This is a genomic window from Bifidobacterium apousia, assembly GCF_007559275.1.
Taxonomy (GTDB): domain Bacteria; phylum Actinomycetota; class Actinomycetes; order Actinomycetales; family Bifidobacteriaceae; genus Bombiscardovia; species Bombiscardovia apousia.
Genome location: NZ_VMHK01000001.1, coordinates 116,783 through 129,483, shown reverse-complemented (window position 1 = coordinate 129,483; position 12,701 = coordinate 116,783). Strand labels below are relative to the sequence as shown.

Annotated in this window: 8 protein-coding genes; 3 read left to right on the top strand and 5 right to left on the bottom strand. The window is 57.8% G+C overall.

The annotated features are described in order from the left end of the window. Positions 1-13 precede the first annotated feature (13 nt). From FPK30_RS00430 to FPK30_RS00420, 3 genes are all read right to left on the bottom strand, one after another. Positions 14-637 carry an iron transporter gene (locus tag FPK30_RS00430; protein ID WP_110417790.1) on the bottom strand — a complete coding sequence of 208 codons (624 nt, stop codon included), beginning with the start codon at positions 635-637 and terminating at the stop codon, positions 14-16. Then, positions 634-2,448, bottom strand: coding sequence for an FTR1 family iron permease (locus tag FPK30_RS00425; RefSeq protein WP_144084851.1), 1,815 nt, complete (start codon positions 2,446-2,448; stop codon positions 634-636). Before FPK30_RS00425 ends, FPK30_RS00430 begins: the two co-directional genes overlap by 4 nt. Positions 2,449-2,607: 159 nt before the next feature. Beyond that, the gene (locus tag FPK30_RS00420; protein ID WP_144084850.1) at positions 2,608-4,098 is read right to left on the bottom strand and encodes an amino acid permease; all 1,491 of its coding nucleotides are present in this window, start codon (positions 4,096-4,098) and stop codon (positions 2,608-2,610) included. Between the two features lie 302 nt (positions 4,099-4,400). On the opposite strand from FPK30_RS00420, the gene FPK30_RS00415 reads away from it, so the two are divergent. Continuing rightward, entirely contained in the window at positions 4,401-5,858 is a 1,458-nt protein-coding gene (locus FPK30_RS00415) for an amino acid permease (RefSeq protein WP_144084849.1), read from the top strand. Positions 5,859-5,940: 82 nt separating this feature from the next. On the opposite strand, the gene FPK30_RS00410 is transcribed toward FPK30_RS00415, so the two are convergent. Then, entirely contained in the window at positions 5,941-6,951 is a 1,011-nt protein-coding gene (locus FPK30_RS00410) for a LacI family DNA-binding transcriptional regulator (RefSeq protein WP_144084848.1), read from the bottom strand. Positions 6,952-7,071: 120 nt separating this feature from the next. Here FPK30_RS00410 and FPK30_RS00405 point away from each other — a divergent pair, with 120 nt between their 5' ends. Then, positions 7,072-8,331, top strand: coding sequence for an MFS transporter (locus FPK30_RS00405; protein WP_186279306.1), 1,260 nt, complete (start codon positions 7,072-7,074; stop codon positions 8,329-8,331). 43 nt (positions 8,332-8,374) lie between these two features. Beyond that, positions 8,375-9,238, top strand: a complete 864-nt coding sequence (locus FPK30_RS00400; protein ID WP_144084846.1) for an alpha/beta fold hydrolase — start codon at positions 8,375-8,377, stop codon at positions 9,236-9,238. A gap of 68 nt (positions 9,239-9,306) precedes the next feature. On the opposite strand, the gene FPK30_RS00395 is transcribed toward FPK30_RS00400, so the two are convergent. Further along, complete coding sequence (locus FPK30_RS00395; RefSeq protein ID WP_144084845.1) at positions 9,307-12,687, bottom strand: endo-alpha-N-acetylgalactosaminidase family protein; 3,381 nt, start codon at positions 12,685-12,687, stop codon at positions 9,307-9,309. Between the last annotated feature and the right edge of the window lie 14 nt (positions 12,688-12,701).

Genomic DNA, 12,701 nt, shown 5'->3' with positions numbered 1-12,701 from the left:
GGTGCATGGCAGCTTACCACTGGTGGGGCGTGTAGTCCCAGTCCCAGCTGACCACGATGGGCTCGGTCCAGAAGTGTCCCTTCACGCCGGTCTCCGGGTCGACGTGCAGCATCCAGCCCTTCTTCTCAGGAGAGTCGATGGAATAGGTCAGCTTGTAGGATCCGGCCTTCTCCATCTTGATGTTGGCCCCGTAATGCGGGCCATCCGAGGCGTTCATCTGCATGAAGGTGCCAGACTGCTTGTCGTTGGGGTCATCCTTGTTCTGAATGGTGTAGTTGACGGTCAGATCCGGAACGAACTCGCCCTTGGCATAGCCCAGGTTGTTGTTGGGCAGGGCGTGGATGTCAGCCTCCAGGTGCAGGCTGGCATCCGCTGCCTTCAGCCCCATGGAGGCGGGCTCCATGTCGATGGGCTGGAAGAAGACCGTGCCGATGTTCAGGGGGCCCTTCTGCTGATCGTCGGGCGGGATGGGGATCTCCTCGAACCCGGCCCCCTTGCCCGCCGAAGACTGGGAGGCACCGGAGGCCTCAGGCGCTTGGGCCTCACGGGTGCCTGACCCGCTGGAGCCGCACCCCGCCAGGGCCAGGGTGCCTGAGAGCACCAGCGCGACCAGGGCGGTCAATTGTCTCTTCTTCATGATTGTCCTTCGCTCTTTGGTGTTTGCATGGATGCCGTGACCTCAGAGGGCACAGCTCCTTCGGCGGCCTGCTCGGTTTCCGTCTGAAGAACGGTTGCCGACGTCGACCCGCCGGAGTCCTGATTCGACCGTGACAGCTCCTGCTTGTGCAGGCGGTGGGTCGACACAATTGCCAGCACGACCACGACCAGGGCCGCCAGAATCTGGGCGCCGATGGTCTGCGTGTAGGGATACAGCCCGATCCAGTCGCTGGTGGGCACACCGGGCAGATAGGTGGCCGGCACCAGGTCGCCCTCGATCAGGGCATGTACGCCGCCCCCGGCGAAGATGACCACCATGACCGCCATGAGCAGGCTGGTGATGATGAAGAAGGGCCGGATGGGGATCTTGACCGAGGTGAAGCGGATGAGCACGAAGACGATGACCAGGACCACGGCGGCAGCTGCAAAACCGGTCCAGATCTCCCGTGAGCCGCCAGGGGCCATGGCGAAGATGGCCTGGTAGAACATGACCGTCTCAGCCCCCTCCCTGAAGACCGCCAGGAAGGAGAGCAGGGCCAGGGAGATCACGCTGCCCTTCGAGATGGCCGCCACCGTCCGGCTTTGAATGTAGTGGTTCCAGGATTCCACAGAGGACTTGGACAGCATCCAGTTGCTGGTGTAGAGCAGCATGAGCATGGCTACCAGGGCCACCACGCCCTCCAGGATCTCCTGCTGGGGACCGTTCCCGTTGAAGAGCAGGGTGAAGAGCAGGGCCACCAGCCCGCTGGCCACCAGACCTGCCGCAATGCCCCAGTAGATGTGCCGAACCTTGTCTTTATGGCCGGCCTTGACCAGGTAGGCGATGATGGCCGCTACCACCAGGATGGCCTCCAGACCCTCCCTCAGCAGAACCACGAAAGCCTGGCCGAAGGCGGAAGTCAGGAAGGACGTCCACCCATTGACCTGGTCTGCGGCGCCCCCGTCCAGAGTGGCTGCGTCCTCGACCAGCATGCTCTTCAGGTCGTTCACCAGGGTCTTGGCCGGTTTGCCGGCCACCATGGCCATCCGGGTCTCCTTGAACTGGTATTCCACCTGAGAGACCCTGTTGCCACTGATGGCGTTCATGACGTTCTTCTCGAAGCCCAGCTTTTCGTAATACTGGTAGTAGGCCTTGTTGACCAGGTCGGATCCCGCCTGGCCTTGTCCCTTGGAAGCCTGGGCGAGCGCCTGATCCAGAATGGGCGTCATCTCGTGGGCCACCTGGGTCCAGGTCCGGTCGCCCTTGCCGGTGTTCCGATGCTTCTTGGCTGCGTCCAGCCGTCGACGATCCGCCTTGATCTGCTCTTGCTGGGCCTTGGCGTAGGCACGGGGATTGGCCAGCCCTTGGGTGGCATCCAGCTGGGTGGCCGCAGCAGCCAGATCGGCCTTGAGCTTTTCACTGCCCTGGGTCAGGGCCTGCCCGGCATCCGGGGCATAGGCCTGATTCTGCAGGGCCTGGAACTGCCCATCCAGAGCGTTGCGCCTATCCTGCCCCAGGGTCGACTCGACCACCGAGACGAATCCGGATCCCACATAGCTTACGTTGTAGGCCCCCATGAATTGCGAGGCCGCCCCGGCATGATCCCCCCGGGCATAGTCCTCACACCCTCTATCCAACTGATGGGATACTGAGCCAGCCACCTGGGCCCAGCTGTCATAATCCGTGGCTCCGCTCGCCGCCATGGCCGACTGCGGGGTCTGCAGGACCAGGAATATCAGGGCCAACAGCAGGCATGAGAGCAGGGAGCCAGCGGTCCTGGCCACTCGTGTCCTGCCGACCTGTGCAACCATGGGTGATGATCTCCTTCGTCAGTCCCTCGTAATCGAACCTGCGAGAAACGAGGGCCGATTTGACAACTACCGAAAATCAATCTAGCTCAAGCACAAGTGGAAAAACAGACTTGTTTATAGTGTTTTGAGGCCATATAATGCGCCCGCGCTCGCAGACGGTCAGTCGCCCGGCAACGGCTCACCCCTGTGCTTCCACAGGCAGATGCCGCCGAAGACCAGCAGCCAGACCAATCCCAGTATGGCTGGATACCTGGTGTCGGGAGCCAGGAAGAGCGAGAGGTAGATCAGGACGAAGAAGGCGATGGCAACGGCTCCAGTCACCCGGTAGGCCGGCATGACGAACCCGTCAGGCATGAAGTCCGGGCTGGTCCGGTAGCGGCGGTGAGCAAGCAGGGTCAGAATGTAGATGAAGATGATGACCGCGCTCGAGCAGGAGGTGAACAGGACGAAGGTGTTCTCGAAGCCGGGCAGCAGATGTAGCACCGGGGATAAGAGGATCAACACCCCAGACAGAATGATGGCCCGGGCGGGCACCTTGCCGCGGCGCGAGATCGTATGCAGGCTGCGCATCACCGGAGAGTGGCCGGCGGCGGCCAGCTGGAAGAGGTTGCGGCCGGCGGAGTAAAGCAGGGAGTTCAGTGAGGAACTGGCTGCCGTGATGACCACGAAGAAGACCAGGGCGGCCGCCCAGTCGACGCCGGCGTAGCGGAAGACCATGACGAAGGGCGAGGTGAAGCTGCCGTCGGCGTTGGGGCGGAAGGAGCGCCAGGGCACGATCAGCATGATGGCGACCAGGGCGCCCACGTAGAAGATCAGCACCCTCAGGATGATCTGGTTGATGGCCTTGGGCAGGACCTTGCGGGGATTCTGGGTCTCGGAGACGGTGACCCCCACGAATTCGATCATCTCGTAGGCGAAGAAGACCATCTGGAAGCTCATGAAGAAGGCCATCCACCCGTTGGGCGCCATGCTCAGGCCGGTGGTGATGTTGTCCAGGCCCGCATGACCGGCCGGGCTGATCCGATCCTGGCCCGGCATGCGAACGGCCGGATAGTGGAAGCCCATGATGACCATGACCACGGCCGTGGCGATCATGGCCAGGATCAGGGTGATCTTGATCATGGAGAACCAGAACTCGGTCTCCCCGAAGACCCGCACGGCAATCAGGTTGATGCACACCATGGCCGCCAGGAAGCAGAGCTCGATCAGACCCCGCCAGGCACTCAGATCAATGCCGAAGGTGCCGAAGAAAGTGACGAAGTAGGTGCCCACGGCAGTCAGCTCGGACATGCCGATCAGGATGAGCACGATCCAGTAGGACCAGCCGGCGAAGGACCCCCACCCCTGGCCCAGGTAGCGGCTGATGAAGGCGATGAAGGTGTGCTGGACGGGGCTGCGATACATGAGCTCGCCGATGGCCCGCATGAGCAGGTACATGATCAGCCCCACCCCGATGTAGACCAGGATGATGGAGGGACCGGTCAGGGCTATGGACTTGCCCGACCCCAGGAAGAGCCCGGTGCCGATGGTGCCGCCGATGGCGATGAACTGTACATGACGGTTGCTCAGACCGCGTTCCATGCCGTCGCCTGCCGAGGCGCTGTCACCTTGATTCTGCTGTGCCAAAGGGCCATTGCCCGTACGGTTCATGCGACTGCACCTCCTTGTCTTCACAACCCATTACTTATCGCCGTCCAGAAAGGGATATCCCATCAAGGCCGGTAGGACAGCAATACCACAGAGGTGTCGATAACCGGGAGCAGACGGCAGGCACCGACGCCCATGGTAGGACCTGACGGTCACCATCCGGTGAATTGACCGTCTCATATGACGGACGCTTCTGTTCCACAATGCAAAGGCATACTCATTCCGCTCGGACCGGCTCCTATAGGGTTGGCCCTGTCAGCCGGTCACATTCAGCTGACCACTACCACCTAAGGAATGACATCCCCATGGATCAACCCAAGGAGTCGCAGGGCAAGAACCTGCGCAAAACCCTGAAGAACAGGCACATCCAGCTCATCTCGCTGGGCGGCGCCATCGGAACGGGACTCTTCTACGGGTCCGGGGAATCCATCTCATTGGCAGGGCCGGCCATCATCATCGCCTACCTGATAGGCGGTCTGGCCATCTTCATGATCGTCAGGGCCATGAGCGAAATGAGCGTGGAAGACCCCAAGTCCGGCGCTTTCAGCTACTACGCCACCCGCTACTGGTCCAAGCGGGCAGGGTTCGTTTCTGGGTGGAACTACTGGATGAACTACGTGCTGGTATCCATGGTTGAGCTGTCCGTGGTGGGCACCTTCGTCAACTTCTGGTTCCCGGCAATCCCCGCCTGGGTCTCTGCGGCCTTCTTCCTGGTAGTCATCACGGCCGCCAATCTGATGGGAGTCAGCAAGTTCGGCGAGTTCGAGTTCTGGTTCGCCATCATCAAGATCGCGGCCATCATCGCCATGATCATCGGAGGTCTGGCGGTCATCATCCTGGCCCTGCCCACCGCAAACGGACTGCGGGCCTCCTTCGCCAACTGGTTCACTGTAGGCGGCGGGTTCCTGCCCAATGGACTCATGCGGCACGGGGCCAATGGCCAGTGGACCGGTCTGCTCATGTCGCTGGCGGTGGTCATGTTCAGCTTCGGCGGCACCGAGCTCATCGGCATCACCGCCGGAGAGGCCTCCGATCCCCGTCGGACCATCCCCAAGGCCACCAACGCCATCATCTGGAGGATTCTGGTCTTCTACATCCTGACGCTTGGGGTGATCATGGCCGTAGTCCCCTGGAATGCCATCGGCAAGCCCAACGCACAGGGCATGGTCGTCAGCCCCTTCGTCCAGATATTCGACTCGGTGGGAGTCCACGCGGCCGCAGGCATCCTCAACTTCGTCTGCCTGACGGCGGTCATGAGCGTCTACAACTCGGCCCTCTACTCCAACTCCCGCATGCTCTTCTCCCTGGCCCGGCAGGGCAATGCCCCCCGGTACCTGAGCCGCCTGTCCAAGGGCGGCGTGCCCTACGCAGGAGTGCTGACCTCGGCCTGCATCATCGCCCTGGCCGTGGTCGTGGTCTTCCTCTGGCCCCAGTTCGCCTTCAACTATCTGATGAGCATCGCCACGATCTCGGCCATCATCAATTGGTCCATGATCATGGTGACCGAGATGCTCTTCCGGCGTGCCGTGGCACGAGGCGAGGGGCCGGGCGACCTGACGGGCAAGACCGGTGAGAGCGCTGTGAACGCCCTGCACTTCAAGCTGCCCTTTGCGCGGGTGACCCCTTGGGCGGTCCTGGCTTTCCTGGCCATGATCGTGGTGCTCATGTGCTTCTCGTCCAGCTACCGGGTAGCCGTCATCGCCGGGCCCATCTGGCTGATCGTCCTTCTGACGGCCTACCAGCTGACCCAGCGACGAGCCTGAATGACGGATTGATAGGAAGAGCCAGCTGTCACTCTAGCGTGGACTGTTGTCTCTGCTCAGCATTGAGCACTATCCCCTGATATCATGCAGATTCTCGTTCGACCACCCACAAGGTGGCATCGTTGCGCTCAACTGGAGCCGGTTTTGCAGACGAGTTACATGCCGCAACAATGCTATCGAGATATGCAGGGATGATGCTGTCGTAATCGATACTGGTCAATGCAGGCTGCAGATAAGCACTGATTGGCTCATTGTCCACTCCAATTATGCGCATATCTTGAGGAACCCGTATACCTTGCTTTTGTGCTTGAGCCATAATCGGAGCAGCATGCTCATCATTGAAAGCACAGACCCCGTCACATTCTGCCTCTCTAAGCCTCTCGACCATCAATTTAGCCGACTGGCCGTTGTCGTGAAGAGAAATACTTCCATTGGAAACCAGTTCAAGACCTGCTGCCTCCAGGGCTCTACGAACACCCTTTATACGATCGTTCATCATGGCGCTACTACTCGGAGTCGCAGTCCCTACATAGGCAATCTTGTCACACCCTTTATTCAATAAATAATTCGCTTGAACTGTACCGAGCTGGACCTGGAAATCGGCAAACAACTGAATGGGTTGGCCCTTTATTGCCTCTTTATTCTGCGGCCTAAAAAACTCTACAACAGGTATACCCATTTGCTGTAGCATGGCTTTGTCATCGACACTCAGATCAAAAAAAGGCACGACTACGCTCGGAGTTATCTCCCACAAGAGCTGACGGAGCGGAGTGGTTGAACCCGCAGTTCTCGAGAAGATGCAAACCAGGCCTCGATCATGAAGTTTCTCGCTCAAGGAGCTCCATGCTTCATCCGCACGGGAGGAAGGCTCAGCGTTGACTGTCAGACAGAGCACAATTGATCCTTTGCCCTTTCTCAAGGTCCTTGCTGCTGCAGATGGAATAAATTCGAGCTCCTTGACTGCCTGAAGAACCTTTTTGCGGGTCTGCTCAGGAATGTTGGCAGCGCGGTGATTAAGCACCAAGCTGACCGTTGTTCTGGAAACGCCAGCTCGATTTGCCACATCCTGACTTTTCGCCTTTCGTCTGCTCATGCGGATGCCCCTCTACACCTCTATTTGACAAAATCCTAGATCAGTTTATTATAACTTAGTAACACGTGTTACTAATACGTGTTACTTGCGAGGATGCAAGATGAGCGAAGGAGATCAACTGTGAAAAACGAGGAAGCGGTCAGCGTCAGACGCCCCGTAAGCGTCACACGGATTCTTGTACTTCTGTTCCCAGCCATAGTTGGACTATATGGGGTGTACCAAGCAATCAATCAAGTTCTATTGCCTGCTCAGATCGTCAGCATCAATGCGACCAATAAGGTCCATGACACAGCCGTGGCTTCACTGGTCGAGTCAATCGTTGGCACTGTGATCCTTCCCATTGGCGCTGCTATTTCAGACAGAACACGTTCGAGGTTTGGGAAGCGGACGCCCTGGCTGATGTTCTCCGCAATAGGCACAGCACTCATGTGTGTTGGAATGGGCATGATGACCAGCATCGCCATGGTTATTGTTTTCGCGGGTTTGGTCTGGTTTTTCGCCAACTGGTTTCAGGGCGTTATCTACGCGGTAATTCCCGACAGGATTCCTGAGGAGAACCGAGGAGTAGCTTCTTCGGTCACTGGGTTGGGTCTTCCGTTTGGCATCCTAATTTTCGTCAACGTGGTATCACGAACCGGCCAGCACTGGGGATACGTGATCATTGGAGCTTTCATTCTTCTGGCTTCACTTCTGTTCTGCCTTTTTGCTCCAGAAGCCCCGTCCTTGGATATGCCTAAACCAGCGAGAAAGCAACATTCCAGTTGGAGCCTCAATGCTGTAGGACATTTCTTCTCTGCATTTCTCCACTGGGACTTCTCTATGGCTTTTCTATCAAGGTTCGCTTTCTACTTTGCATCTTTTGCCATATCCAATTTCACATTCTTTATTCTGACTGACTACATTGGCACTAAAAACCTCCCCGGCAACAACGCCACGGCAGGGGTTGCCACGGTTTCGACCATCTCCACCATCGCCCAGATAATCGCAATTGTGGTCTTCGGCAAGGTGGCAGATCTCCTCAACCGCAGAAAACTGATTGTCGCACTGTCCTCATTGGTCTTCATGACTTCATTCGTCGTCCCGCTCGTTATGCATAGCTGGACAGGAATGCTGATTTATGCGGCCATCAATGGGGCAGCAGGCGGCGTCTACTTCGCCGTAGATATTGCGGTCATGTCCTTGGTTCTGCCCAATAAGGCCAACGAGGGCAGGGATCTTGGCATCCTAGCCATTGCCACCTCGGTTCCGGCAGCAGTAGCCCCCCTGATCGGTTCTACGCTCATTAATGCCACCGGCTCCTATGTGTCTGTCTTCGTGTTTGGCATCGTGACCTCGTTGCTCGGCGGAATTTTTGCGATGCTGATTCGTTCGGTCAAGTGACCATAGTACTTAAAAAATTACTGTATGAAAGGAAGCAAATATCATGCCCTATGCTCACAACGGTGACATATCCATCTATTACGAAAAGTATGGTCCTGTCGATGGGCCTGCCCTGATCATGATTGAAGGATACACAGCTCAACTAGTTGGTTGGGACAAAGGATTCGTGCAGAAACTGAACGATCTGGGCATTCAGACCATTTTACTTGACAATAGGGATGTCGGTCTATCCAGCCAAACAGGAACTCCCGACCAAACTGACAAAGCTTATGACATTACCGACATGGCCAATGATGTCTTGGCGGTTGCAGATGCAGAAAAGCTCAAGACTTTCAACATCATGGGCGAATCAATGGGCGGAATGATCACACAAGAGGTTCTGGTCGATTATCCCGATCGCATTAGCTCAGCCGTCATCATGTTCACGGCCCCATCCTGGGGAAAGGAATGGATGTCGACTGCCGACTCTGCCGAGTCAGGTAACAACGCCGGTCTCGATGTCGCATCGAACCGCGACCAGGCCATCGATCTTTTCGTATCACGAGAAAAAGCCTGTCATGTCAATTCTGCCTATCCCTTCAATGAAGAGAAAGCCCGCCAACTGGGAGCGCTGACGTATGACCGTTGCTATCGACCCGACGGATGGAGGAGGCAGCAGGCTGCAACAAACTCCTTCAGTCTGGACCAAAACAAGCTCGGCAAATTGACCCTGCCAGCAGCAATCATTCATGGACGCCGCGATCCCTTCTTCAGCCCTAAAGCCGGCATTCGGATTTCCCAGCTACTCAGGAATTCAGAACTGCATATTTACTCTGGAATGGCCCATGAAATACCGGAACCACTCTGGGATGAATTCGCACAGATTGCTTCACGGACCATTCAGAGAGGCGAATCTAGTCGAGGCTAATAATCAGCCCTGGTTGAAGAATTCCGATGCCCTTGTAGCCTCTTCCTTCTTGACTCAGGAATCTTTGACTAGAGACTGGTAATCCACAGATTGTCGACAACCAGATCCTGGTAGCCAGCCATGTTGGCCTCCGAGCCGCTGCTGCCTTCCAGATCTGGTTGTCTGTCAGTGGAGTAAATGCCGAACCAGGTACCGCCATTCGGATCGCCAGTCAGCTCGAACTCGCATTTGGCAGTGACCCCCAGAGCCTTGTGCAGGGGATGCAGATGCAGGTTCGAGTTCTCACCGGAATACTCGCCTCTTCCTGTTGCCAGGGCGTATATGCCGTCTGATCCGCACTGGTAATCGAACGAGACCCTGTAGTGTCGGCCCGGCGCAAAGGGGACGTTCTGGGGAATGGTCTGGAAGAGGAGAGCGCGTCTTCCAGTCAGACCGTTGACTTTCAGAGACCAGTTACCCTGGAGGACATCATTCATCCTTTTGACCGTCCACCCGGCCTGAGTGAAGGGCTCATGCAGCTGGGCCAGGTGGATTCGGTTGTCTTCCACCCCTTCGGCCCCAGCTACCACAAAGGGCCAGATCCCCTGGACGTTATTCTCGAAGTCACAGGTAAGCTCAATCAGATGACCGTCCTGGTCCAGGCTGATGCCGTCATAGTCGTTCTCGACCAGGCGAATGTCGTCGACATACGCGACACCATCCCCTTCATGCGCCAAGGACAGACAGGTCTGCCCACCCTTAGGCGCCGTGAAGAAGAGATAGGCATTCTGAAAGTAGCTGCTGCCGTCAGTCGTTGGAGCATCGGTGTTGTGAGCATAGGCCTTGACATAGTTTTTGGCAATGCTCGGGCCGCTCATATTGCGAGCCAGCACCCCACCCTGGTCCGCTTCTATACTCAGCTCGACCTGGCCGCCACGGTTGTCAAGCCCTAGATAGAGGGCATACCGTCTACCTGGCACCAGGTTGGTCAGGGGTTGCACAGCACAGACCGAATCCTCAAGCCTGAGCATGGGATTGGCGCACTGGCCCTTGGTGATTGAGGCACGCCCGGGCCCCTTCACGGACCAGACCGACTGGAACAGCCTTTCGCCGCCGTTGAACCCTGCATCCACTAGATGCTCTCCCGACCAGTCCATCTGGACTCCCTGGCCCGCATGCCGGCAGACCAAGTAGGGTGTTCTGGGCTTGGCATCCAGGGTGAGGCTCCCCTGCACCACCGGAATCTCCCTTGACTCCGATCTGCCCTGGTCGGTCAGCCGGTAGACAATGACGGTAGAGGCATCGCGCCACGATTCCGGGAGCTCCCAGGCGGTCGAGCCGCCTGCAGTATTCCAGTGGTAGAGCTTCTGCTCATCTGGATCAAGCAGGTCACCTGTCTTGGCATTCCAGACCCAGGGCAGCAGATACGCCCCTTCGCCGGTTCCAGTTTCAATCCCAGGCTTGTCGGCCTTGGGGTCATTGGCCTTCAGATCGCCGACAAGCACCACGCAGCCATTCAGCCTCATCGTGCGCTCGCGGTAAGCGGGCGATGCCTGCTCATTGGAACCCCTGGAGATGATCAGTCTGTCACCTTGATCATTGACCAGCTCGATCTGTTCGTTCCCCTGATTTTTGGTCGAGTCACGTACTGAATCGACATTGATAGGGTCGTTGTACCAGGCCATGATTCTGAAGTGCTGGATGAACTTGGTCGAGAGGTCGCAGGTGTAGAGGTTATCCATATAGGCATCGAAGTCATTGCGCCCCTGCCAGCCCTCGAAGTCCTTCATGCTGTAGCCGCCCAGGAGCGGGGCGTTGGCTGCGCCTCCGAAGGCTCGGTGATCACCTATCCAGCTGTCTTTCTGGTGGTTGCGCAGAAAGCGCATGACCTGGGAATTCTCACCTTTGTCGCGGGGGGATCCATAGGTCAAATCCAGGGACCAATGCTGGAAGGTGGCGTCATACTCGTTGGCCGAAGCGTACTCCGTGCCAATCCCCCACCCGTTATCGGTCAAAATCTTCGAGAGCTGCCTGGTTTGCCAGGAATCCTCCTCCCCCGAGGTCCCATCGCCCCAGACATCCACGTACACGAAGTCCATCCTGTCACCGACCTCACGGGCGAGTGCGGCGAAGCGCTCCCTCCTGGCACCCGAGGCCAGGTCGTAGATGCCATCGATACCAACGGTCTGATCCAGCCAGTTCCAGCCGTAGCAGAGACCGCCCTTGTCGTCCCTGCGAATCATGTCTTCAGAAAAGGCCTTGGCCTCGGGAAACATCTCGTCCACATTGACATGGACGCCAAACCGGGCCCCATAGGCCTTGCCCCTGTCCATCAAAGCATTCAAGTCCTGGACTCCGCCCATTCGTCGACCGATGTCGTCGTAGTCCGGATGGCCAGAGTCGTGGCCCTCGTTGCCATATCCCTTGAGAAGTATGGACTGACCTAGGCCATCGGTGGCCAGGGCCACCCGCTTGACATTATCCAAGGTTGTCATGAAGGGATTCTGGGCCTGAGAGCCGAAGTTCATGGCTATGCGTCGTGCCACCTGATCCGGGATATCATCAGAACCGTACGGATTGTTCATGATGTGCCTGAAGGCGATGGCACCATCCTGCCAGTTGACCACCCCGTCATCATTCAGGTCTCCGGCCAGAGCCACGGCCATGGCGGGCTTGTCCGTCTCCCCGACCGTATAAGAGCGTCCATGGGAATCCTGGACCACCCGGTTGTATATCCAAGGTGCGCTGGTCAGGCCGAGGACGGTGACTCCGTCCACCTGGTCGCGAACCGCCAGAACCCTGGTGTTCTGCGCACCACCGGTTCCCGTTTTGCTGGCAGTGGTCCCGTCATGTTCGGAGTTGCTCCAGAGGCCGGCACTGAGGCCATCCGCAGAGAGGAAACCATACATGTAGTCCTGCCCAATAGGGTCCTCCTCCATCTGCTCGGTGACCGCCCGGTGTACATCACCACTGATGGAGACGTCCGCAGACATGCGAGCGCCGGTAAACTCCGCATGCGCCTGAGTACTGGCCACGGAAATCAGGCATTGTCCGGGGAAGGCCACCGTCTGGACTAGATGATCGGGGCAGGCCTGGTTCCGGATGGAGATCACTTCGAATCTCAGAGAGGCGTCCTCGACTGAGATACGGATCGCCAAAACCACATCGATCCCCTGACCTGCAGCAATCACATGAAGTCGATATACCAGACTGGTCTCATTCTCCCGCTCCAGCTCCACCCGATCGGGACCCAGCTCAATCTCGATGCCGTTGATGGCCACCAGACGCAGATCCCGGACCTGCCCAAGCATGGTTCTTTCAGCCTGAGGCGTCTTCAACCGATAGTCAATCACCGAAGGAAAGTCGGGCCTGAGGCGCACTTCCATTACTTGAGTACGCAGGGTCTCCCAGGAGTCCGTGGCACCCGGCCTCGCGATCGGCTGGTGTCCGCCCATGATTGTTTCATCCATCGGTCATCCCCTGT

Excerpts from the sequence above, each read along its gene's own strand:
- FPK30_RS00430 (WP_110417790.1), bottom strand. The coding sequence starts at position 637 with ATGAAGAAGAGACAATTGACCGCCCTGGTCGCGCTGGTGCTCTCAGGC.
- FPK30_RS00425 (WP_144084851.1), bottom strand. The coding sequence starts at position 2,448 with ATGGTTGCACAGGTCGGCAGGACACGAGTGGCCAGGACCGCTGGCTCC.
- FPK30_RS00420 (WP_144084850.1), bottom strand. The coding sequence starts at position 4,098 with ATGAACCGTACGGGCAATGGCCCTTTGGCACAGCAGAATCAAGGTGAC.
- FPK30_RS00415 (WP_144084849.1), top strand. The coding sequence starts at position 4,401 with ATGGATCAACCCAAGGAGTCGCAGGGCAAGAACCTGCGCAAAACCCTG.
- FPK30_RS00410 (WP_144084848.1), bottom strand. The coding sequence starts at position 6,951 with ATGAGCAGACGAAAGGCGAAAAGTCAGGATGTGGCAAATCGAGCTGGC.
- FPK30_RS00400 (WP_144084846.1), top strand. The coding sequence starts at position 8,375 with ATGCCCTATGCTCACAACGGTGACATATCCATCTATTACGAAAAGTAT.
- FPK30_RS00395 (WP_144084845.1), bottom strand. The coding sequence starts at position 12,687 with ATGGATGAAACAATCATGGGCGGACACCAGCCGATCGCGAGGCCGGGT.